The sequence below is a fragment of the Streptomyces aquilus genome, assembly GCF_003955715.1.
GTDB classification, from domain to species: domain Bacteria; phylum Actinomycetota; class Actinomycetes; order Streptomycetales; family Streptomycetaceae; genus Streptomyces; species Streptomyces aquilus.
Window position 1 is genome coordinate 5,275,137 of sequence record NZ_CP034463.1, and the last position, 22,104, is coordinate 5,297,240.

The following is a 22,104-nucleotide window of genomic DNA, read 5'->3' on the forward strand; positions in this document are numbered from 1 at the left end:
CACCGACTGTCGTCAAGTGCCCTGTTGCACCCATGTGCCGGCACTGTGCTGTGCCTGTGAGTGCGATTGCCAGTTCGTTTCGGGCGCCGGGCGGGGCGTCGCGGGGGCGAGCGCGGGCAGGTGGACCGTGAACACGGTCCGGCCCGGCACGCTGTCCACGGTCACGGCACCGCCGTGCGCGGTCGCCACGGCCTGCACGATGGCCAGCCCCAGCCCGGTGGACCCGGAGGCCCTGGAACGGGACGAGTCACCGCGCGCGAACCTCTCGAAGACATGCGGCAGCAGATCCGGTGGGATGCCCTGGCCGTTGTCCTCGACGTCCACGCACATCCAGGGGCCGCGCCGCTGGACGCGGGCGGTGATGGTGGTGCCGGGGGCGGTGTGCTTGCGGGCGTTGCCGAGGAGGTTGATGAGGATCTGCTGGAGGCGTGCGGCGTCGCCGGAGACGAGGGCGGGTTCATCGGGCAGGTCGAGCCGCCAGTTGTGCTCCATGCCTGCCGCGCGGGTGTCGCTGACGGTGTCGACGACGAGGGGGATCAGGTCGGTCTGCTCGAACTGGAGCGGGCGCCCGGCGTCGAGCCGCGCGAGCAGCAGCAGGTCCTCCACCAGCAACGTCATACGCCCCGCCTCGGACTCGATGCGTCCGAGCGCGTGGCGGGTGTCGGGGCCGATCTGCTCCCGGCCGCGTCTGGTGAGTTCGGCGTACCCACGGATGGAGGCCAGCGGCGTCCTGAGCTCATGACTGGCGTCGGCGACGAACTGGCGGACGCGCATCTCGCTCTGCTGACGGGAGTGCAGGGCCGCGTGGACGTGGTCCAGCATCCGGTTGAGCGCGACGCCGACCTTGCCGACCTCGGTGCTCGGGTCGCACTCCGACTCGGCGACTCGCTCGCTGAGGTTCACCTCGCCGGTGTGGAGGGGGAGTTCGGAGACCCGGGTGGCCGTCCCGGCGACGCGACGGAGGGGGCGGGTGGCTACGCCGACGATGACAGCACCGGCGATACCGGCGGCCACCAGGCCGGCGGCGGTGACGCTGGCCTCCACGGCGATGAGGGTGTTGAGCGTGTTGTTGACTTCCTTGGTGGGCAGGCCCACGTAGTAGTCGCCCCTGTCACCGGAGGCGTACCGGACGAGGTACTCACCGAGGCCGGGAAGGTCCACGGTGTGCAGCTTCTGGTCCTGGGAGACCTCGTTCAGCGCCTCGATCGCCGCGTCGCTCAGCGACTCCGCAGACCGGGTGTAGGCGTCGTCGTTCCCCACCAGGGCATCAGTGATGACGCCCTTCTGCACCGTGGCCGCGATGCTGCTCTGCTGCGGTCCCTTGGTGACCAGATCGGTCAAGGTGGCCGGGGTGCTCCCGGGGCCGCCCGTGCCCTTGGTCTGCAGGCCGGGCGGCGCGCCCATGCCGGAGGCCCGCATCGCGGCCTCTCCGACCTTGGTGCCCAGCTGCTCATACAGATGCGACCGCAACACCAACGTCGTCACGGTCCCGATCACCGCACACACCACGGCGATCAGCACCACGGACGCGACGACGAGCCGCGCCCGCAGGGTACGCGGCTTGCCCAGTCGCTTCCTCTGCGGACGCGGCCGTCGCCGTCCGCTCATGACGCCGCGGGTTTGATCAGGTAACCGGCGCCGCGCCGGGTGTGGATCATCGGCTCGCGACCGGCGTCGATCTTGCGGCGCAGGTAGGAGATGTACAGCTCGACGACATTGGCCTGGCCGCCGAAGTCGTAGGACCACACGCGGTCCAGGATCTGCGCCTTGCTGAGCACCCGCCGCGGGTTGCGCATCAGGAAGCGCAGCAGCTCGAACTCGGTGGCGGTGAGGTGGATGGACACCCCGGCCCGCGAGACCTCGTGGCTGTCCTCGTCCAGCGTGAGGTCGCCGACGACCAGGACGGAGTCGGAGCGGCGGTCGGCGGCGCCGGAACGCCGGATGAGGCCGCGCAGCCGGGCGACGACCTCTTCGAGGCTGAACGGCTTGGTGACGTAGTCGTCCCCACCGGCGGTGAGCCCGGCGATACGGTCCTCGACGGCGTCCTTCGCGGTGAGGAACAGGACGGGGACGTCCGGCAGCTCACGCCGCAGCCGCCCGAGGACGGTCAGCCCGTCCATGTCGGGCAGCATCATGTCGAGTACGACGGCGTCGGGCCGGAACTCCCGCGCGGTCTGGACGGCACCCGTGCCGTCCCCCGCGCTCCGGATCTGCCATCCCTCATAGCGCAGGGCCATGGACAGCAGTTCGGTGATCGACTGCTCGTCGTCCACCACAAGCACTCGGACGGGGCTCCCGTCCGGCCTCAGCAGTTCGGTGCGCCCCTGGGGCGAGGTCGTGGTCATGGTGGACACACTGTCGGGACGCTCTGAGAACCGGCTTTCGTCTTCCTGTGATTTCCCTGAGAAACGCACAGGGAACACCCAGGCGGCACCGGTCGCCCGAGGTCAGCCGCGGGCCCGCTGGAAGCCGTGACTGTGCTCGACCTTGGCGATGTGCAGCGCGTAGCGCTCGTACCAGTGCGCCTGACCGTGCTCCTTGGCCTCGCGGTGCGCCGCGTGCTGCCGCCACGCCTCGATGCCGGCCAGGTCCCGGAAGTAGGCCACGGTGACCGCGAGTCCGCCCGGCGTGTGCGCCGAGTCCTCGCCGAGGAACCCGGGGATCTCCTGGACCAGTTCGCCCAGGCGCTCCGCGGTGGAGCCGTATCCGCCGTCCCGCTCCGCCTCCTCCGTACGGACGGAGGTGAAGACGACCGCGTAGTACGGCGGTTCATGGGCGGCGACGGGGAGAACGGGCGCGACAGGTGCAATGTGTTGATCACTCATGTCGTCCACGGTCGCCCCCGGTGCGGCGCCGCGTCCAGGGACCTTGCCGAAAGGGATCCCGGAGGGATCCGTCTCTTTACCTTCCAGGCCCGGGCGGGCGCCCGGCCCCTCTCACCTTCCGCGTCCGGGCCGTCGCCCGGCCCCTCAGAACAACCCGTCCTGCACCCCCGCCTCCCGCCTGAACTCCCGCACCGGCACCGACACTTCCGCCCCCTCCACCGGCACCAGGCCCCACCCCGTCATCAGCCTCGTGTCCAGCACGATCACCCCGTCCCCCGTGTCCAGATGCAGATCCGGCCCGGCGGCGGCGACCAGCCGCCCACCCACCACGCCACCCGCGACGAGCTCGGACACCGCACCGACAGCGGCCGGCACCCCCGCGAGGCCGAACACCTCTATGTGGTCCACGGGCCGGAACGGCTCGGCCCGCAGCGACTCGGGCCAGCCGCCCAACGCCAGCGCCCGCCCGTGCAGTTCCGCGATCTCGGCCGCCCGCTCCGCCGCCGTCCCCGGCAACGCGGACCGCACGGCGCGCTTGTCGGCGTACGGAATCCGGTCCGGCACCCGGAGGGCGGCCCGCAGCAGCTCCTCCGTCCGCCGGGCGGCCATCAGCGGGCCGAGGCCGAGCCAGCTGAAGCAGACTGCCCCCTGCTCCAGCAGCCGCGCGGAACCCCGCTCCTCAGCGGTGATCCCGACCTTGGTCATGCCGGGGCCGAACCACGCCAGATATACGTGGTACGGGCGTGGGTCGTCCGCGATCGTGTCGGCGGCCACGGAGTGCGCCCGGTCCAGCCGCGCACACTCCTCGCACCGCGCCCCCGTGCTCCGCCCCGGCACGGCCGCCCGCACCGGACACGCATGCCCCCGCGCTCCCACGCATGTCCGCACACCCCCGTCCGCGACCCCGAAGGCCACCCTTTTCCCCCAGGTCAGCGCACTGCGCCGACCGCCGTCCCACGCCAGCACGGGACCGTCCGCCGACCATCGCAGCCCCGAGCACTTCCATGCCTGTGCCATCTCTGACGAGAGTAGGGGGCGCCACTGACAACGCCCCGATCAGCCACCCGCGTCCGCCGTGACGACCTCCGGCTCGGCGGCGGCGACCACCGGTACCGCGGCCCGCCGCCCCCGCCCCGCCAGCCGGCACCCCACACACCCCGGATGCCCGTCCCGCGCCGACAGGTCGCGCGTCCGCAGCCCCCACTCCTCCCGCGGCCGGCGCCCCGGCGGCTTGCCCCAGCCGGCGAGATGGAGGGCCCAGGTGACCAGAAGCCCCAGCAGCACCACGGCACCCCCGCCCGCCAGCACCGGGACCGACACCATGACCACCCCGAGGCCCAGGACGACACAACCGACCGTGGCCACGGCGCATCCGGTCCACCCCGCGATCGTGTGCCCCTCGTCATACTGGCTCACGTACCCACCCCCGATCTCTCACGATCTAAGAAGTTCAGACACTAAACCTCTCACAATCTAAGGTAATAGGGAAGATGCCAGCCAAGCCCCGCCCCGCCACGACCCCGGCCGAGGCGCTGTCGTCGATGGACTCCCTCATCGCGACGCACCTGCTCGGCCAGCAGGAAATGGCCCAGCGGCTGGGCCTGAACGTCACCGACCTGCTCTGCTTCGCCTGCGTCCTGAAGGCCGGCGAGAACCTGCTCACCGCGGGCGACCTCGCGGAGCACGCCCACGTCACCACGGGCGCGATGACCGGCATCCTCAACCGTCTGGAGCGCGGCGGCTTCATCACCCGCCGCCCCGACCCCGCCGACCGACGCCGCGTCCGGGTCGCCGCCGTCCCGGCCGCGGTCGCCCGGGTCACGGCCCTGTACGGCCCCTACTACGCCCGCCTCGACACCCTCTTCGCCGACTACTCCGCCGCCGAGATCGCCGTACTGAACGACTGGTTCACGCGGACGACAGGCCTCGCACTGGAGTACATCGAGGAGTTGCGCGGCCAGGACGCGCAGGCCGCCGGGCGCTCCAAGTAGGGCGTAGCCGAAGAGAAGCCAAGTCGGATGTGGCCGAAGGAAGGCCAAGTCGGGCGTGGCCGAAGGGCGGCCAAGTCGGGCGTGGCCGAAGGGAGATGGTGGAGCTGGCCCTACCCCCGTTCCGGGAGGGCGCACCATCGTTTCGCGAGGCCCGCCGGGAGATCGTGGAGCACGTCAGCAGCTCCCCGACCGCCCCGGAAGGACACCGCCATGGAGACCCAGCGCACGGAGCGCCCGGACGTGCGGCAGGGGGTGGGCGCGTTCGCCTCCTTCGTCCGGTTCGTGGTGTGCGGCGGAGGCGTGGGGCTGCTGGCCGGCGCGGCGGTCCCGCTGCTGGCGACGCTGATGCCCTGGGCGTTGGCGAACGCGGTGATCACGGTCTCGTCCACCCTGCTCTGCACCGAGCTGCACGCCCTGGTCACCTTCGGCACCGGCCGCCGCGCCGGACTGCGCCGCCATCTTCAGTCGGCGGGTTCGGCGACGGTGGCCTACGGGGTGACCTGCGCCGCGATGGTCGTGCTGCACGCCGTGGTGGCCTCGCCGGGCCTCGTCCGGGAGCAGGCCGTCTACCTGGGCGCCTCCGGTCTCGCCGGGATCGGACGGTTCCTGGTGCTGCGGCTGTGCGTCTTCGCGGGCGGCCGCGCGGAGAAGGCGGTGCCGGTACGCCCCCTGCCGACCGCCGTCCGCCTCCGCCACGACGACCTCCTGCTCGCCCGTTAGAGCAAGCTGGAGCAAGAGGCTCAGGACAACAGGCTCAGGACAAGACGCTCACGAACCGTCCGCCCGCACCGCGTACACGTACCGCAGTCCGTCGTACTCACTGACGTTCCAGATCACGGACTCGCCGTACGCCCACCCGGAGGCGCCGCTGCTGTGGAAGCTCAGGTCCTCGCAGCCGATGGCGAGGTCGGCGACGGTGGTGGCGGTGGACGAGCCGGAGGTGAAGGTGCGCAGGGCGCCCTTGGTGGACGGACCCGCGCTCACCGAGAGGTAGTGCTTGTCCTTGCGGGAGACGATGCCCTGGATCTTCTTCTGCGCGACGGTGACGGCCTCGGTCGCGGTGAGCGAGCCCGGATGCCGGTCCGTGTAGTCGAGCGGCCAGCGCACCACATGGGGTGTCGTCTCGGCGGGCGCGCCGGTGCCGTTGAAGGTGTGGCCGGGGTCGTTGTAGGAGACCACTCCGTCCAACGAGTACTCGCCTATCACCAGGCTGTCGGGGGTGCTGGCGCGGTCGAGGCCGATGGTCGAGTAGCGCAGATACGTTCCCGCGTTGTCGTAGGCGTGGCTCTGCGGGAGGACGTACTGGTAGCCGTACCCGTAGTAACTGCCGTCGGTGTGCAGACCGCAGACGTCCTTCTCGGCGGTGTCGACCGTGAACAGGGTGTTGAGATCGAAGATCCGCAGCCCTTTGTACGTGTCGACGACGTACAGCAGGTTGCCGTACCACATGATGCCGCCGGCGTGCTTCTGCACGGGTGCGAAGGAGTACGCGCCGGTGGCCGTCCGTACCGGCTCGACCAGCAGGACGTGGCGATAGGTGGGCGCGGCGGCGGCGTTGTAGTCGACGAAGGTCAGGCGCATGCCCTTGTCGATGGGTTGCTCGTCGCCCGGGGTGTCGGGGTCGGTGTCGGTCTCGAAGTACCAGGAGACGAGGACGACCTTGTCACCGCCGCTGTCCGGGTAGCGGCCGTTGCCGTAGGCGTCGGCGCTGGTGGTGACGCCCTGGGGTATCCAGTACAGGACGTCCTGGTCGGCGGGGTCCCAGGCGAAGCCGGTCTGGAAGGCCTCGGCGGTGCTGGGTGCGCTGGTCAGCGGTTTGGCGTCGCGGTTGGTGGTGGCGATGACGGTGGTGGCGTCCACCTTGGTCAGCCGGGACGCCAACCCGGCCGCCAGTGCGGCGAATTCGCCGTGCTCGTTGGAGGAGCGGCCGGTCAGGGAGTACTGGTTCGCGTCGACGGTCGCGGCCTGGGCGGGGGTGGCGGACAGGACGTTCGCGGCGGCACCGGCGAAGGGGCCGGCGGCCATGCCACGCAGGATCGTTCTTCTCGTCATGGTCATGACGCGAGAAGCTAGGCGCATTCGAACATGCGACACAAGCGCGAATGTTCGCCTCAACGGGCGGGAGTGGCGCGACACTTGAGCCGACACCGGCCACCCCGCGTCCGGTGGGTGGGGCTGACCACACCCCCGCTCCGGTGGGCGACTCCATGGTTCCGCGAGTGGGGTCACGGCATGGTGGAAGGCAGAGGTTCTCAAGGGCCTTCGGAGGAACGCATCCCGTCCCAGGGGCTCAGACCCCTCGCAGGAAGGAAGCTCTCATGAACACACCGGCGAACCCCTCGTCCCCGACCGACGACAGCGAACTCGCTCCGCTGCTCACCGCCTGGGACCTGACCCACCCGGCCGCCGCCGACCCCGAGTGGCGCCACCTCCTGGACGAGCTCGCCCACCCGCGCACCATCGAGGCCTTCCACCGGCTGGCCGGGGCGGCGGCCTGAACTGCCGTACGACCCCTACGAGCTGGCGGCCACCGTCAGCGTGTAGTCGACGCCCGTCGCGAAGTCGCCGGCCCGGCCCCGGATCTTCAGCGTGTGCAGACCGCTGTCCAGACCGGGCAGTTGGACCCACAGCCCGCACCCGGTGCCCTCGAACGTCTCGTCCGTGCCGGTGACGGGATTGCCGGCGACGCTCTCCACGGTGACGGCCTGGCCCCGGTAGACGTCCGCCTCGGCCTTCTTGCCGTCCAGGACCGCCGTGCCCTCCACACCGTCCATGAACAGCGCGCAGTCGGCGGGGCCGCCGATCCGGTTCACCAGGGGAAAGGCCAGCGGCACCCCGGCCGGGACCGGGCAGCTGCGCGCGGCCCGCGTCCCGAAGGTGCCGGCCAGGAACCACACGTCCTTCGGCTGGTTCCGCGCACAGTCGCCGCCGTCCTCGTCCGCGACCGGGTTCGTCGACTCGGGCTCGGAGGCCGCCCAGGACCACCAGCGGCTCTGCAACACATCGGGAGCGAGCCGCCCCTGCTCCGACGAGGACGACGAGGACGCGGACGAGGCAGGGGACGAGGATGCGGACGCGGAAGCCGTGGACGCCCGCTCCGACGCCTCCCCGGCCCCCGCGCCCTCCGTGTCGCCCCCGCCGCCGCATCCCACCAGCACGGCCGCGAGTCCCATCCCCACGAGCCCCGCTCTGCCGCCGCCCCTGACCCTCATCGCGCTCTCCCTCCCCGGAACATCACCATGAAACGCGAAAGGCCCCGGATCTCTCCGGGGCCTTTCGTCGGTGTGCACTCGGCAGGATTCGAACCTGCAACCTTCTGATCCGTAGTCAGATGCTCTATCCGTTAAGCTACGAGTGCTTGTTTTGTTTTCCCGCCGTTCCTTGCCCTTCCGGGCCGCTCGCGGCGACAGGAAGAACATTACATGACTGCCGCCGCCATGTGAAATCCGTTTGCCTTACCCCTTGTGACCTGCGGAAACGCCCTGTCGGCGGCATGCGCGGCCGATGCCGGACAACGACGAAGCCCCGGTCCGAGGACCGGGGCTTCGTGATCAAGCGCGGAGGCGGAGGGATTTGAACCCTCGATGGGATTTAAGTCCCAAACCGCATTAGCAGTGCGGCGCCATAGACCGGACTAGGCGACGCCTCCAGCACAGCCGCCCGCGCGAGCGCGAGTGGTGCGTGCAGATGATGACACAGTCGAGCGCGGTGTCACCAATCGCCTCCCACGGTACTAGGCAGGCGGGCCGCAGGGCAAAGCCCTTCTCGCCGTCACCGGGCCGCGCCGCAACCGGCCGGGGCGGGCGGCGTTAGTCAGGTCATGTCCCTGTTCCGGAAGTCCCGCGCCCCGTTCGCCCGGCTGCTCGTCGCCGGCGCCTCCTCCCTCGTCGCCGTCGGCTCCCTGGCCGCCTCGCCCGCCACCGCCCTGGACCGCATGCCGCCGCCCGCCCGCGACGACCTCGGCACCGGCGACCACCTCACCGTCACCGTCCGGAACGCGGGCGGCGGAAAGGACGGCACCTTCGAGCTGTACTGCCACCCCGGAGGCGGCACCCACCCCGACGCCGGCCGCGCCTGCGCCGCGCTCGACCGCGGCACCCAGTGGGGCAAGGACACCTTCGCCCCCGTACCCGACGACAGCCTCTGCACCAGGCAGTACGGCGGCCCCGCCACCGCGCATGTCACCGGGACCTGGGCCGGGCGGCCCGTCGAGGCGACGTACGACCGCAGCAACGGGTGCGAGATCGGGCGGTGGGACCGGATGGTGCCGCTGCTGCCCGACCTGCGGGGGTGAGGCCATGGCGGGAGGTCGCGTACACCCGTCGTGTTCGCACAGGCATTTCATGGCGGAATCAGCGGGGACGTGAAAGCGGCGCGCAGGTCCCCCGGAGACGAAGCAAGAGGTCGCGGGAGTCGGTCACACGTTCTGCGTCACTTCGTCGTGCGACCTCCCTCTCATCCGGGGCCGCGCGCGCAACCGCAGCCCTTAGACTCCCTCGCGTGACACGCTGCGGACCGGTTGGCAAGATGGCCCGAGCGGTCGGCAAGGTGCGGTAACAGGGAGGAAGCGTCTCGTGAGCAGCAGGCCATCCCGAGGCGCTGCTCGCCTCGCAGCCATACTCGACGCGCTGCCCGATGCGTTGGTGCTGGTCAACGCCAATGGGACCGTCGTCAACGCCAACACGATCGCGCTGGAGGCCTTCGAGGCCCCCGGCACCGCGCTCGTGGGGCGCGGGCTGCTCGATCTGCTGCCCGAGTTCGACTCCAAGCTGATCCCGGGTTCCATGCGACGCCCGGACCACATGGACCCGCGCGGCCGGACCAAGCCGACCCGGATGCTCGCGCGCCGGACCGACGGAAGCCAGTTCCCGGTCGAGGTCACCAGCGCCAACCTCGAGAACAGCCAGCAGGCCTACGACAGCTACGGCTACGGCGGCGACGAACTGCTGATGCTCGTCGTACGCGACCTCACCGGCACCGTCGACACCGAGGCCGAGCTGGCCCGCTCGCAGCGGCAGACCGAGATGATCCTGCGCGCGGCCGCGGAGGGAGTCGTCGGGACCGACACCGACGGGCGGATCGTCCTCGTCAACCCGGCCGCCGCCCAGATACTGGGCTACCGGGCCAGCGACCTCGGCGGACGCGAGCTGCACGAGCTGATGCTGCACTCGCGCGCCGACGGCACGCCCTTCCCGTACGAGGAGTCCCCGCTCGCCGACACCCTGCGCTCCGGGCGCAAGCACCGGGTGCGCGGGCAGGTGGTGTGGTCGAAGAAGGGCGAGAAGGTCTCCGTCGACCTGACGACCGCACCGGTACGCGACGGCGACCAGCTCGTCGGCGCCGTCATGACCTTCACCGACCGGCGGCCGTACGACGCGCTCGCCGAGGAGAAGGCCGCCGTCGAGAAGCAGCACGCGGACGAGCTCGAACGGCTCTCGGAGGAGCACGCCTCCGAACTCACCGCGCTGCGCCAGAAGCACGTCACCGAGGTCGAGGAACTCCAGGAGCGGCACGCGGAGGAACTCGCCGCCGGCGAGGAGCGGTACGCGGCGCTGGGTGAGCGTGAGAAGGACCGTTACGAGGCTCTCGCCGGGCGGCACGAGCAGCTGCTGACGCTGCTCGGCACCTCTCTGCGCGGGCCGCTCGACGAACTCCGCCGCGAGCTGGCCGCCCTCGCCGCCGACGACGCCGGGCAGTTGTGGCCCGAGGCCAACCAGGTCCTGCACCACCTGTCCGCCGGGTACTCCCGGATCACCCAGCTCATCGACAACGTCCTCGCCTACCAGCGGCTCGACGCGGGCACCGACGGCATCACACGGACCAAGGTGATGCTCGACGCCGTCGTCGCGGCGGGCGTCGAAGGGGCCGTCGAGCTCATCGGGCCCGGCCGTGTGCAGTTCGCCGTGCACGCGCCGCCCATCGAGGCCGAGGTCGACCACGCGCTGCTGGCCCGCGCCCTCGCCCACCTCGTCGCCGACGTCGCCGGCGTCGACGCCACCGGCAACGCGCCCGTGTCGGCGGGCGGTTACATGGACAACACGGTCGTGGTGGCCGCCGCCCAGCGCGGCGAGGTCGTCCGCATCGAGGTGCGCGGGCCGTACGCCGGAGGAGACCCGGTGCACGAGCCGATCGTGCGCGGGATCGTGCGGGCCCACGGCGGTGTGCTCCAGACCCATGAAGTGCCGGGGATGAGCGGGAGCGCGTACGTCCTCGAAGTGCCGATCGGGGGTGGCGCGGGGGCCGTTCCGGCCGCACCCGCCGCTGTTCCGGCCGCGCTCGAGGCGGCCCCGGAGGCCACCGAGGCGGGCGGGCGACGCCGGGCTCGGCGAGCGACGACGGACGCGTTCCTGGAGAGCGAGGACCTGGCCGACGCGGACGGCTCCGCCGAGGGCTCGGGTGAGGGCGGTGGCGCCGGGGGCACCGCGCCGACCGGGCGACGCAGGAGGCGTACGGCGGAGGAGGCGGCGCAGGTTCCGGCGGCCCAGGTGGCGCCGGTTGCGGCGGCTCAGACGGGTCCGGCTGCCGAGGAGTCCGCGCCCGCGTCCGGGGGTACCGGGCGGCGGCGGGGGCGGCCTGCCGAGGTTGCCGGTGGTGAGGTGGCCGCGGGGGCGGACGCGGGCGTCGGCGGGGGCGTGGGTGTCTCCGAGGGTGCCGTCATGACCGCCGCCGAGCATGCCGCGGGGACCGCGGCCGTGGGCAGTGGACTGGGCGGGACCGTACCGCCGCAAGGAGTGCCGTCGCAGGGGGTGCCGCCGCAGGGAGTGTCCCCGCAAGCGGTGCCCGCGGCCGCGCAGCACGCGTTGCCGCCGGCCTTGCCCGCGGTGGCGTCCGGGGACGCGGCCGGTGGGGAGGCTCAGCCGACCGGGCGTCGGCGCCGTGCCCTGGCCGCGGCGAACGAGCGTGCGGCCGCGCAGGAGGCGGGGCCGCGTGCGGTGTTCGCCCTGCCGCCGGCGGAGGCGGACCGGGGGCCCGAGGTGGCCGGGGGCGCGGTGCCGGGGCAGGTGGCCGGGGTGCCGGGGCAGGTGGCCGAGAGGCCAGGGCAGGTGGCCGAGGTGCCTTCGCCGGTTGCCGGTGCCGGGCAGCCTCAGGTTCCTGGGGCGACTCAGGTTGCCGGGCAGTCTCAGGTTGCCGGGGCGGCCCAGGTCGCGGGGCAGCCCCAGGTTCCCGGGGCTCCTGACCTTGCCGGGCAGTCTCAGGTTGCCGGGGTGCCTCAAGTTTCCGGGCAACCTCACGTTCCCGGGGCGGCTCCGGTTCCCGGGCAGCCTCAGGTGCCGGGGGCCGTGCCGGTTCCGGCTCAGGTGGCGGGGGCCGCGCCGGTTCCGGTTCCGGTTCAGATGCCGGCTCAGATGCCGGTTCAGGCGCAGGCTTCGGCCGCGGTGCCTCCGCAGGTGCCCGGCGCCCAGGTCGCCGTACACGTTCCCGGCCAGGCCGGGCCCGTCGGCGGGCTGGTCGACGACGGGCGGCACGACGCGGTGCCACACGATCAGTCCAAGGATCACACTCCGCCGCAGCCGCACCCCGCGAGCGCGCCGACCGGTCGGCGCCGGCGGGCCGTGGGTCAGCCCGCGGAGGCCACCGGGGCGACGCCCGCGCCGGGGGTTCCGGCGCAGCAGCAGGCGACCGCGGGGCAGGGCGCTCAGGCGGCGGGCGTTCCGGCGGCCGCGGCTCCGGGGCAGCCGGTGCCCGCTCAGTCGGTGCCGGCGCAGGCTGTCGCTCCCGTGCCCCCGCAGAACGCCACCGGTCAGACCGCGTTGCCCGCGCAGGCGCCGGCTCCGCAGCCGGCTCCGGCCGCCGCTCCCGCACAGCCGCTTCCGGCGGAGGCCGCCGCGCCGCAGGCCTGGGCGGCCGGCAGCGAGGGCGCCGGAGTTGCCGTACCGGCGAACGGCGAGGGCGTCGCCGTACCGCCGCATGCCCCGCAGTCCGCGCCCGGCACGCCGTTGCCGCCCGCGGCCGGTGCGGCGCAGGCGCGTGGCGCTCAGCCGCTGCCCGCCGAGGCCGGGGCGGGCGCGGTTCCCGCCGCTCCCGTCGACCCGAACTCCACGCAGGGGCGGGCGATCAGTGTGCGGACGCTGGGGCAGGGGGTGCCGTTCACACGGCAGGCCGCCCAGGTGCAGCAGCCGCAGACCGCCACGCCCGCGCCGCATCAGCCAGGGGGTTCCGGACGCCGCCGCAAGCTCGGTACGCCGCCCGACCCGGCCGCCGGCCGACCGCACCCCACCGCGGAGGCCCCCGCGCCCGCGGCGCCGCAGCCGTCGCTCGCCGGGCAGTCGCGGCTCGCGCAGATGACCGAGGGCACCGGACGGTCGTACGCCATAGGGGCGCCGGACGAGAACGCCGCCGAGGGCCCTGAGCCGCTGGACGGCCCGGGCGGCGCGGTGGAGGTCGCCGATCCGCCGCGGCCGCAGCCGATGGACGACGAGCTGCCGCCGGAGCCGCTGGACAACCCGCGCCGGCTGCTGGTGTGGCCCGCGCCGGACGTGACGACCCAGCAGGCGCTGAGCGACCGCGGGTACCGGCCCGTCATCGTGCACTCGCGCGAGGAGGTCGACGCGCAGATCGCCGCCTTCCCGGCCGCGCTGTTCGTGGACCCGCTGACCGGGCCGATCACGCGGACCGCGCTCCAGTCGCTGCGGGAGGCCGCCGTCACCGCGCAGGTGCCGGTGATGGTGACCGCGGGGCTCGGACAGGCGACGCGCGAGGCGGCGTACGGCGCCGACCCCGCCGTACTCCTGAAGGCGCTCGCGCCGCGGGACAGTGAGCAGCATCCGCCGCGGGTGCTGCTGATCGAGGAGCACGCGGAGATCGCGCTGGCGCTGACGGCGACGCTGGAGCGGCGCGGGATGCAGGTGGCGCGGGCCGCGAGCGATGCCGACGCGGTGGCGCTGGCGGGGCAGTTCCGGCCGAACCTGGTGGTGATGGACCTGCTGCAGGTGCATCGGCGGCAGGCCGGGATCGTGGACTGGCTGCGCGCGAACGGGCAGCTCAACCGCACCCCGCTCGTCGTCTACACCGCCGCCGTCGACCAGGCCGACCTGCCGCGACTGGCGTCCGGGGAGACGGTGCTGTTCCTGGCGGAGCGGTCGACCAGCGCCGAGGTGCAGGCGCGGATCGTGGACCTGCTGGCACGCATCGGCACCAACTGAGCCCTGATGAGGTTCAGTTGGTGCCGACAGGCGCCTTCTAGAGCTTCGTGACGTCCAGGGTGCCCTCCGCGTACTGCTTGCGGATCACCTTCTTGTCGAACTTGCCCACGCTCGTCTTCGGCACCGACTCGATGACCGTCCAGCGCTCCGGGAGCTGCCACTTGGCGATGTGGCCCTCGTCGGCGAGGAAGGCGCGCAGGGTCTCGAAGGTCGCGGCGGAGCCCTCGCGCAGGACGACGGTGGCCAGCGGGCGCTCGCCCCACTTCTCGTCGGGTACGGCGACCACGGCGGCCTCGGCGACGTCCGGGTGGGACATCAGCGCGTTCTCCAGCTCCACCGAGGAGATCCACTCGCCGCCGGACTTGATGACGTCCTTGGCGCGGTCGGTGAGGGTGAGGAAGCCGTCGGGGGAGATGGTGCCGACGTCGCCGGTCTTCAGCCAGCCGTCCTCGCTGAACTTGTCGGCGGGGCGCAGGGGTTCGGCGTCCGGGCCGTTGTAGTACGCGCCCGCGATCCAGGTGCCGCGGACCTCCAGCTCGCCGGCCGACTCGCCGTCCCAGGGCAGGCGTTCGCCGCCGGGGCCGGTGAGGCGGGCCTCGACGCCGGCCGGGAAACGGCCCTGGGTGAGCCGGTACGCGAACTCCGCGTCCGTGCCGACCGCATGGGCCGGCGGGCGGGCGATGGTGCCGAGCGGGGAGGTCTCCGTCATGCCCCAGGCGTGACAGACCCGCATGCCGAGCTTGTCGAAGGCCTCCATGAGGGAGGGCGGGCAGGCCGAGCCACCGATGGTGACCTGGCCGAGGGAGGAGACGTCCCGCGGCCTGGCGGTCAGCTCGGCGAGCAGGCCCTGCCAGATGGTGGGCACGGCCGCCGCGTGCGTCGGCTTCTCGCGCTCGATCATCTCGGCGAGCGGCGCGGGCTGCAGGAAGCGGTCCGGCATCAGCATGTTCACGCCGGTCATGAAGGTGGCGTGCGGCAGGCCCCAGGCGTTGACGTGGAACTGGGGGACCACGACGAGGGAGGTGTCCTGGTCGGTCAGGCCCATCGACTGGGCCATGTTGACCTGCATGGAGTGCAGGTAGATCGAACGGTGGCTGTAGACCACGCCCTTGGGGTCGCCCGTGGTGCCGGAGGTGTAGCACATGGCGGCTGCCTGGCGCTCGTCCAGCTCCGGCCAGTCGTAGGTCGTCGGCTTGCCCGCGAGCAGTTCCTCGTACTCGTGCACGCTCGCGTGGGAGCCCTCGAGGAGCGAACGGTCACCGGGGCCGGTCACCACCACGTGCTCCACCGTCTTCAGGTGCGGGAGCAGCGGGGCGAGCAGCGGCAGCAGCGATCCGTTGGCGATCACCACCCGGTCCGCCGCGTGGTTGACGATCCACACCAGTTGCTCGGCCGGGAGCCGCAGGTTCAGCGTGTGCAGGATCGCGCCCATGGAGGGGATCGCGAAGTAGGCCTCGACGTGCTCGGCGTTGTTCCAGGCGAGGGTCGCGACGCGCTCGTCGTCGGCCACCCCCAGGTCGTCACGGAGCGCGTGCGCCAGCTGGGCCGCCCGGGCGCCGATCTCGGCGAAGGAGCGGCGGTGCGGCTCGCCCTCACCGGTCCAGGTGGTCACCTGCGATGTGCCGTGGATCGTGGACCCGTGGGTCAGGATCCTCGAGATCAGCAGCGGTACGTCCTGCATGGTGCTCAGCACGGCGTCCTCCCGGGGCGACATTGCCTACGCGGTAGTAAGGGTTGGGCTGATTCTGCTCACATACCGCGCGGTATGTCACTAGTGGACGGTGATCGATCACGTCACGTTGTGTTCACAGCGTGGCGGCGCTACCGGGAAGAGCCCGTCTGGGGCCCGCTAGCGGACCAGGCCCAGTTCCGGGTCCTCGCGCAGCTTGCCCAGTGCCCTCGACACCGCCGACTTCACGGTCCCCACCGACACCCCGAGCACCTCCGCCGTCTGCACCTCGCTCAGATCCTCGTAGTACCGCAGGACGACCATCGCCCGCTGCCGCGCCGGCAGCTTCAGGATCGCGCGCCACATCGCGTCGTGCAGCGCCTGCTGCTCCGCCGGGTCTTCGCCGCCGGGCAGCGGCTCGGGCTCCGGGATCTCGTCGGTCGCGAACTCGTCCACCTTGCGCTTGCGCCACTGCGACGTGCGCGTGTTCAGCAGCGCGCGGCGCACATAGCCGTCGAGCGCGCGGTGGTCCTCGATCCGCTCCCAGGCGACATACGTCTTGGTGAGCGCGGTCTGCAGCAGGTCCTCGGCGTCGCTCGGGTTCGCGGTCAGCGACCGGGCGGTACGCAGCAGCACCGGTTGGCGCGCCTTCACGTACGACGAGAAGGAGGGGTACGTCGCATACGGGCGGGTCTGCCTCGCCGGTACTGCGGCGTCCGAAGCGCTGGTGCAGACGGGTGTGGTCATGGCTCAACGCTAGGAGCGAGGGGGCCTCCGGCTCATCGGCCGCAGGTCCCGAAGACGACTCCGCCTCAGGTTGTAGGGGTGGGGGTGGCTCCACCTCCTGAGGGTGGACGAGGGGGTGGGGACTACTGCGGGATGACCCCTGGGGGCTCGTCCCACGGAGGCACCGGACCGAGGTCATCCGTCCGCCGTGAGCACCAGCCCCGACGTCGGCACTCCCGTCCCCGCCGTCACCAGGACCCGGCGGGCCGAGGGTATGGGGTTCACGGCCGTCCCCCTGATCTGTCGCACCGCCTCCGCCATGCCGTTCATCCCGTGCAGATACGCCTCCCCGAGCTGTCCTCCGTGTGTGTTCAGCGGCAGCCTCCCCTCCGCCACGAACTCCGCCGCCTCCCCCTTCCCGCAGAACCCGAACTCCTCCAGCTGCATCAGCACGAACGGCGTGAAGTGGTCGTACAGGATCCCCACGTCGATGTCGGCCGGCGTGAGCCCCGAGGTCCGCCACAGCTGCCGGGCCACCACTCCCATCTCCGGCAGGCCGGTCAGGTCGTCCCGGTAGAAGCTGGTCATCTGCTCCTGGGCCCGGCCCGCTCCCTGCGCGGCGGCGGCCACGACGGCGGGCGGGTTCGGCAGGTCCCGCGCCCGCTCCAGCGAGGTGACGACCAGGGCCTGGCCGCCGTCCGTCTCCTGGCAGCAGTCGAGGAGGCGCAGCGGCTCGACGATCCAGCGCGAGGCGGCGTGGTCGGCGAGGGTGATGGGGCGGCCGTGGAAGTACGCCGCCGGGTTGGTCGCCGCGTGTCTGCGTGCGGTGACGGCCACCTGTCCGAAGGCCTCCGGTGTCAGGCCGTACGTGTGCAGATAGCGCCGGGCCGCCATCGCCACCCAGGACGCCGGGGTGAGCAGCCCGAACGGCAGCGACCAGCCGAGCGCGACGCCCTCCGCGGAGGGTTCCCGGTGCTGCACGCCGGAGCCGAAGCGACGCCCCGAGCGTTCGTTGAAGGCGCGGTAGCAGACCACCACCTCGGCCACGCCGGTCGCCACGGCGAGCGCCGCCTGCTGGACGGTCGCACAGGCCGCGCCGCCGCCGTAGTGGACGCGGGAGAAGAACGACAGCTCGCCGATCCCGCAGGCCTGGGCGACGGTGATCTCCGGGCTGGTGTCCATCGTGAACGTCACCATCCCGTCCACGTCGGCCGGCGTAAGCCCAGCGTCGTCCAGCGCGGCCCGCACCGCCTCGACGGCCAGCTTCAGCTCACTGCGGCCGGACTCCTTGGAGAACTCCGTGGCCCCGATCCCGACGACGGCAGCACGCCCACCGAGGGAGTCCCGCGCCCGCACACTCATGCGGCACCTCCGACGGGGGCGGCGGGCTCCGGGGGGAGGTCGGGTGCCGGGGGGAGGTCGGGTGCCGGGGGCGCGTCGGCTGTTGAAGGCGCGTCGGCCGTTGAAGGCACCCCGGCTCTCGAAGGGGCGTCGGCTGCCGAGAGCGCGTCGGCTCCCGAAGGGACCGTCACCGTCACCGTGCCCGTGACATGTCTGCCGATGCCGTTCTCCCCGACCACACGGACCGTCGCCGTGGCGCCGCCGGGGGCCTCGGTGACCTCCTCGACCGTGCCTCTCAACACCATCGTGTCGCCCGGGTAGTTGGGCGCCCCCAGCCGGATGGCCACGCGGCGGAGGACGGCCGTCGGGCCGAAGTGGTCGGTGATGTAGCGGCCGACCAGGCCGTTGGTGGTCAGGATGTTCATGAAGATGTCGGGAGAGCCCTTCCGCCGGGCCGTCTCGGCGTCGTGGTGCACGTCCTGGTAGTCGCGGGAGGCGATGGCCCCGGCGACCACCAGGGTCCGGGTCACCGGGATCTCCAGCGGCGGGAGCTGCTCACCCGGCTTCATACGGGCCTCCCCTCGACGGCGACGCGGCTCTTCTCGACGCGGCTCTTCTCGGCACGGAAGACAGGGAGCACCAACTCCTCGTCGTACTGCTCGAATTCGAGCCGCACCGGCATACCGATCCGCACCTCGTCGTACGGCACCCCGATCACGTTGCTGATCATGCGCACGCCTTCCGTGAGCTCTATCAGGGCGACCGCGTAGGGAGGGTCGAAGGCCGGGAAGGGCGGGTGGTGCATGACGACGTACGAATAGACCTCGCCCGTCCCGCTCGCCTCGACCGTGTCCCACTCCGGGTGTCCGCAGGTGGCGCAGCCGGGGAGCCAGGGGTGACGCAGGGTGGAGCAGGCCGTGCAGCGCTGGATCAGGAGACGGCGCTCGCGGACGCCCTCCCAGAAGCCGGCGTTGTCGCGGTTGACGACGGGGCGGGGACGCGGGGGCTTTCCCTGCCCGGGCTTTCCCTGTGCGGGCTCGCCCTGCGGGGGCTCCTCGCGCCGGAGCTTCTCCGGCTGAGGCTCCTTCCGCGCGGGCTCCTCCCTCCTGTGCGCAGGTGCGTACTTGAGGATGCGGAAGCGATGGGTGCCCGCCAGGTCGGGGCCGACGCGGATGTCCATACGGGTGGTGACGAAGTAACCCGTGCCGAGTTTGGTCGTCTTGCGGTCGGACACGGACTCGATGACCGCGTCGAACGTGATCTCGTCGCCCGGGCGCAGGGGGCGGACGTACTCCTGCTCGCAGTCGGTGGCGACGACCGAGGTGCAGCCCGACTCGTCGAGGAGGGTGAGCAGTTCGTCGTACGCCGACGAGCGGCCCGTATGACCGGAGAGGCCGCCCATGGTCCATGCCTGGAGCATGGTGGGGGGCGCTATGGCGTCCGGGCCGGTGTACGCCGGGTTGGTGTCGCCCATGGCCTCGCACCAGTGCCGGATCATGGGCGCGTTGACGGGGTCCTTGCCGGCGGCGGAGACGGCGGCGGCCTGTCCCTCGTACGCCTTCAGTCGCCAGCCCAACTCGTCGCTCGGCCGCAGCTCGTGCGCCATGGATCTCAGCCCCCTTTGTCTTCCTTGTCCCCGCCGTCCCGCCCGTCGCGTTCTGTCATTTCTGGTACACCGCTGCCGCCGCCCGGGTTCCACGAACCGGCCGCGAACTCCGCGAAGATTTCTGACTGTCCGTCAGATAGCGGAAGCTGTCAAGGTCAGCGGGACCTGTCAAGGTCGGCGGAAGCTGTCAAGGTCAGCGGGCCCCGTCAAGGTCATGCGAAAGCGGCTGCGCGGTGGCGCCGAAGCACCACCGCGCAGCCGTACGACCACCCCTCGGAGCACGCCCGTTGAACCAGGCCGGCCGACCCGTTGGACCAGGCCGGCCGTCCCGTTGAACCAGGCCGGCCGACCCCCCGGTCGGCCGACCCTCCCCTCAGTTCACGTCCTCGGTGCAGCCCTCCGGCTCACCACCACAGCGGGGTGAAATTGACGGACGTGTTGTCGTTGCCCTGATTGATGGCCGTGAACGCGGAGCCGTTGACCTGGGCGGTGTTGCTCTGGTTCGAGGCGCCGGAGCCGACCGCGTTCTGCTGCGTGGTGGACGAGTTGCCGTTGTTGGTGCCGCCGACCCCGCTGCCGACGATGCTCGCGACACCCGCGTTCGATCCGTCGTCCGCGAAGCCGCCGTTGTCCGCCGCCGCGACGCCGGTGAACAGAGCCGCGGCGAGCGGAAGGGCGGAGACGGCGGCGATGACGCGGGCGGTACGGATGCTTGCCATGTTTCTTCCTCCAGAACCCGGCCTCTTGAGCCGGAAGTACGTCAAGTAAGGCTGATTCCAAGGCAGTTGGCCGACCACCTCGGTGTCGTTCACGACGTCGCGAGACCAGAGTTGCCCACCGAATCCCCGGCGAACCAGCCCGGAAGCGGCTATTCCCCCTGAAGCGTGAGGACAAGTCGATAAACCCCTTTCGCGATCTACGGCGTCAGACCGGCATGGTCAGGGCATCTCCACCCCAAGCGCCGCAACAGGTGAAGCGTTCCGGCGGTTTTCCGGCCAATCCGCTCCGCCTGGCGAGTCGCCTCCGAACTCCCTTCCCTTTTTCGAACACCCGTACGAAAATGAAGGTATGGCCACCACAGACCGGCAGGCCACGACGCTGGCCCTCGCACACGCCCTGTCCGCCGCCGAACGCGGACTGGCCGTCATTCCCCTGTCCCGGACGAAGCTCCCGGCGCTGCGCTCCCCGCACCGCGACGAAACCAAGATCTCCGAGGCCTCCGGGGCTCCCGAGCCCGCGCCGGGCCCGCCCTGCCACGGCGAGTGCGGCCGCTTCGGGCACGGGGTCTACGACGCCGCCACCGACCCGGCGCGTATCCGCGAGATGTTCGCCGCGGCCCCCTGGGCGACTGGCTACGGCATCGCGTGCGGTCTCCCGCCCCACCATCTGATCGGCGTCGACCTCGACACCAAGTCCGGTACGGACTCCTCCGCGGCACTGCGCGAGCTGGCCCTGCGCCACCTCTTCACGATCCCGGCCACCGTGGTCGTCCTGACCCCGAGCGGCGGCCGCCATCTGTGGCTGAGCGGCCCGCCGGACGTGGTCGTCCCCAACTCGGCCGGCCGGCTGGCGCCCGGCATCGACATCCGCGGCGCCGGCGGCTATCTCGTCGGCCCCGGCTCCCGCACCGACCACGGCGTGTACGCGACGGCCCCCGGCACGGCCCGCCTCGCCCCGGCGGCCTGCCCGCCGGCCCTGCTGCGCCTCCTGCTCCCGCCGCCCCGCACCCCCCACCACCCCACGCCCACGTCGACCGGCGACCACGGACAGGGCCTCGTCCAGTTCGTGCTGGCCGCGCACGAGGGCCAGCGCAACACCCGCCTGTTCTGGGCGGCCTGCCGCGCCTACGAGGACGGCATCGGCCCCGCCCTCGTGGACCCCCTCGTCGAGGCGGCCCTCAACACCGGCCTGACCGAACGCGAGGCCCGCGCCACGATCGCCTCGGCGGCGCGCATGACGGGACACCGGCCGTGAGGGCGGATGTCACGGCACCACAGCACGCACCACCCCCGGGAGCACGATGCGCCACCGTCCCAGAGTGCCGACTATGGCCCTGGCACGCCTCACCCTCGCCTCGGGCCGCAGCGTCGTCCTCTCCGAACTGCGGCTCTCCTCGACGTACGGCGACATGCCGGAGGGCTATCCCTGCAAGCCACTGAACGAGTCACGGATCAGGGCCCTGGTGAACGCGGCCGAACACACCCTCCCGGCCGCGCCCGTCCACCTCGTCCCGCCGCCGCGCGAGTACCCCCACCAGTACGCCGGCGGCTTCGGTCCCGTCGAGGTGCTCCCCTCCGTGGCCTGCGTCGGCACCTTCCACTCCGCGGCCCTCGCCCCGTCCCACGACCCGGACCTGTACCGCTCCCGGCTCACGATCGTCTGGTTCCAGCCGACCACCGACGTGCCCTCGGACTGCGACACGACGGCCGCCCTGCGCGACGTGGCCTGGGACGAGCTGGCCCGGGACTACGCGCTCCAGGCGCTGCCGTTCACGCCGGGGTGAACGGGAAGGGCTCGCGGGTCTCGTAGCGCCCCGTGACGTCGCCGACCATCCCCTCGGCACCGAGGTCGAGACGGGCCGTGCGCGCGTGCACATGCGCTCACGCCGGGCAAGGAGTTGCGACCCGCAGGTCGGCGGTGCGCCGGAAACGGCCGAAGGGGTGCCTCTCCTGGAGAGACACCCCTTCGAACTCACGCGGTGGGTGTGGGATTTGAACCCACGGTGACATCGCTGCCACGACGGTTTTCAAGACCGTTCCCTTAGGCCGCTCGGGCAACCCACCCCGCGCCGCCGCTCGTCGAC

Annotated in this window: 19 protein-coding genes, 3 tRNA genes and 1 pseudogene; 7 read left to right on the top strand and 16 right to left on the bottom strand. The window is 72.1% G+C overall.

Annotated elements, in window-relative coordinates; genetic code table 11:
• Positions 1 to 12: 12 nt before the first annotated feature.
• The 5 genes from EJC51_RS24155 to EJC51_RS24175 all read right to left on the bottom strand — a co-directional run bounded on the left by EJC51_RS24155 (position 13) and on the right by EJC51_RS24175 (position 4,241).
• Positions 13 to 1,608, bottom strand: coding sequence for a sensor histidine kinase (locus EJC51_RS24155; protein ID WP_207924793.1), 1,596 nt, complete (start codon positions 1,606 to 1,608; stop codon positions 13 to 15).
• Entirely contained in the window at positions 1,605 to 2,345 is a 741-nt protein-coding gene (locus tag EJC51_RS24160) for a response regulator transcription factor (RefSeq protein WP_165951221.1), read from the bottom strand. The genes EJC51_RS24155 and EJC51_RS24160 overlap by 4 nt, the downstream gene beginning before the upstream one ends.
• 102 nt (positions 2,346 to 2,447) lie before the next feature.
• Positions 2,448 to 2,825 carry an antibiotic biosynthesis monooxygenase family protein gene (locus tag EJC51_RS24165; RefSeq protein ID WP_166682897.1) on the bottom strand — a complete coding sequence of 126 codons (378 nt, stop codon included), beginning with the start codon at positions 2,823 to 2,825 and terminating at the stop codon, positions 2,448 to 2,450.
• A 144-nt stretch (positions 2,826 to 2,969) separates the two neighbouring features.
• Positions 2,970 to 3,842, bottom strand: coding sequence for a DUF2797 domain-containing protein (locus tag EJC51_RS24170; RefSeq protein ID WP_126272992.1), 873 nt, complete (start codon positions 3,840 to 3,842; stop codon positions 2,970 to 2,972).
• 39 nt (positions 3,843 to 3,881) lie between these two features.
• Positions 3,882 to 4,241, bottom strand: a complete 360-nt coding sequence (locus EJC51_RS24175; RefSeq protein ID WP_126272993.1) for an HGxxPAAW family protein — start codon at positions 4,239 to 4,241, stop codon at positions 3,882 to 3,884.
• A gap of 74 nt (positions 4,242 to 4,315) precedes the next feature.
• On the opposite strand from EJC51_RS24175, the gene EJC51_RS24180 reads away from it, so the two are divergent.
• Positions 4,316 to 4,816: a MarR family transcriptional regulator gene (locus EJC51_RS24180; protein WP_126272994.1), complete on the top strand. Its 501-nt coding sequence runs from the start codon at positions 4,316 to 4,318 to the stop codon at positions 4,814 to 4,816.
• A 210-nt stretch (positions 4,817 to 5,026) separates the two neighbouring features.
• The gene (locus tag EJC51_RS24185; protein ID WP_126272995.1) at positions 5,027 to 5,536 is read left to right on the top strand and encodes a hypothetical protein; all 510 of its coding nucleotides are present in this window, start codon (positions 5,027 to 5,029) and stop codon (positions 5,534 to 5,536) included.
• Between the two features lie 48 nt (positions 5,537 to 5,584).
• Here EJC51_RS24185 and EJC51_RS47810 read toward each other — a convergent pair whose 3' ends face one another.
• The gene (locus EJC51_RS47810; RefSeq protein WP_166682898.1) at positions 5,585 to 6,874 is read right to left on the bottom strand and encodes a hypothetical protein; all 1,290 of its coding nucleotides are present in this window, start codon (positions 6,872 to 6,874) and stop codon (positions 5,585 to 5,587) included.
• A gap of 260 nt (positions 6,875 to 7,134) precedes the next feature.
• On the opposite strand from EJC51_RS47810, the gene EJC51_RS24195 reads away from it, so the two are divergent.
• A complete protein-coding gene (locus tag EJC51_RS24195) occupies positions 7,135 to 7,314 on the top strand; it encodes a hypothetical protein (RefSeq protein WP_126272996.1) in 180 nt (59 codons plus the stop codon).
• 15 nt (positions 7,315 to 7,329) lie between these two features.
• Here EJC51_RS24195 and EJC51_RS24200 read toward each other — a convergent pair whose 3' ends face one another.
• From EJC51_RS24200 to EJC51_RS24210, 3 genes are all read right to left on the bottom strand, one after another.
• On the bottom strand, positions 7,330 to 8,028 hold the full coding sequence (locus tag EJC51_RS24200) for a signal protein (RefSeq protein WP_126272997.1): 699 nt from the start codon (positions 8,026 to 8,028) through the stop codon (positions 7,330 to 7,332).
• Positions 8,029 to 8,101: 73 nt separating this feature from the next.
• A tRNA-Arg gene (locus EJC51_RS24205) sits at positions 8,102 to 8,174 on the bottom strand.
• A 200-nt stretch (positions 8,175 to 8,374) separates the two neighbouring features.
• A tRNA-Ser gene (locus EJC51_RS24210) sits at positions 8,375 to 8,465 on the bottom strand.
• 171 nt (positions 8,466 to 8,636) lie between these two features.
• Here EJC51_RS24210 and EJC51_RS24215 point away from each other — a divergent pair.
• Both EJC51_RS24215 and EJC51_RS24220 read left to right on the top strand, forming a co-directional pair.
• Positions 8,637 to 9,110, top strand: coding sequence for an SSI family serine proteinase inhibitor (locus EJC51_RS24215; RefSeq protein WP_126272998.1), 474 nt, complete (start codon positions 8,637 to 8,639; stop codon positions 9,108 to 9,110).
• Between the two features lie 280 nt (positions 9,111 to 9,390).
• The gene (locus EJC51_RS24220; protein ID WP_126272999.1) at positions 9,391 to 13,959 is read left to right on the top strand and encodes a PAS domain-containing protein; all 4,569 of its coding nucleotides are present in this window, start codon (positions 9,391 to 9,393) and stop codon (positions 13,957 to 13,959) included.
• Positions 13,960 to 13,996: 37 nt separating this feature from the next.
• Here the strand turns inward: EJC51_RS24220 and EJC51_RS24225 are convergent, their stop codons facing one another.
• From EJC51_RS24225 to EJC51_RS24250, 6 genes and pseudogenes are all read right to left on the bottom strand, one after another.
• Positions 13,997 to 15,673: a long-chain fatty acid--CoA ligase gene (locus tag EJC51_RS24225; RefSeq protein WP_126273000.1), complete on the bottom strand. Its 1,677-nt coding sequence runs from the start codon at positions 15,671 to 15,673 to the stop codon at positions 13,997 to 13,999.
• A gap of 135 nt (positions 15,674 to 15,808) precedes the next feature.
• Positions 15,809 to 16,375: a SigE family RNA polymerase sigma factor gene (locus tag EJC51_RS24230; protein ID WP_126273001.1), complete on the bottom strand. Its 567-nt coding sequence runs from the start codon at positions 16,373 to 16,375 to the stop codon at positions 15,809 to 15,811.
• 174 nt (positions 16,376 to 16,549) lie between these two features.
• The gene (locus tag EJC51_RS24235; protein ID WP_126273002.1) at positions 16,550 to 17,716 is read right to left on the bottom strand and encodes a lipid-transfer protein; all 1,167 of its coding nucleotides are present in this window, start codon (positions 17,714 to 17,716) and stop codon (positions 16,550 to 16,552) included.
• Positions 17,717 to 17,865: 149 nt separating this feature from the next.
• Positions 17,866 to 18,264, bottom strand: a pseudogene (locus EJC51_RS24240) (MaoC/PaaZ C-terminal domain-containing protein); the annotation flags it as partial.
• The gene (locus EJC51_RS24245) at positions 18,261 to 19,301 is read right to left on the bottom strand and encodes a bifunctional MaoC family dehydratase N-terminal/OB-fold nucleic acid binding domain-containing protein (RefSeq protein WP_208870737.1); all 1,041 of its coding nucleotides are present in this window, start codon (positions 19,299 to 19,301) and stop codon (positions 18,261 to 18,263) included. The gene EJC51_RS24245 and the pseudogene EJC51_RS24240, both read right to left, overlap by 4 nt.
• A 404-nt stretch (positions 19,302 to 19,705) precedes the next feature.
• On the bottom strand, positions 19,706 to 20,020 hold the full coding sequence (locus EJC51_RS24250; RefSeq protein ID WP_097266095.1) for a hypothetical protein: 315 nt from the start codon (positions 20,018 to 20,020) through the stop codon (positions 19,706 to 19,708).
• A 349-nt stretch (positions 20,021 to 20,369) separates the two neighbouring features.
• Here EJC51_RS24250 and EJC51_RS24255 point away from each other — a divergent pair, with 349 nt between their 5' ends.
• Both EJC51_RS24255 and EJC51_RS24260 read left to right on the top strand, forming a co-directional pair.
• Positions 20,370 to 21,275, top strand: coding sequence for a bifunctional DNA primase/polymerase (locus tag EJC51_RS24255; protein ID WP_126273004.1), 906 nt, complete (start codon positions 20,370 to 20,372; stop codon positions 21,273 to 21,275).
• A 46-nt stretch (positions 21,276 to 21,321) separates the two neighbouring features.
• Positions 21,322 to 21,804, top strand: coding sequence for a hypothetical protein (locus tag EJC51_RS24260; protein WP_126273005.1), 483 nt, complete (start codon positions 21,322 to 21,324; stop codon positions 21,802 to 21,804).
• 193 nt (positions 21,805 to 21,997) lie between these two features.
• Here the strand turns inward: EJC51_RS24260 and EJC51_RS24265 are convergent.
• Positions 21,998 to 22,084, bottom strand: a tRNA-Ser gene (locus EJC51_RS24265).
• Positions 22,085 to 22,104: the final 20 nt, after the last annotated feature.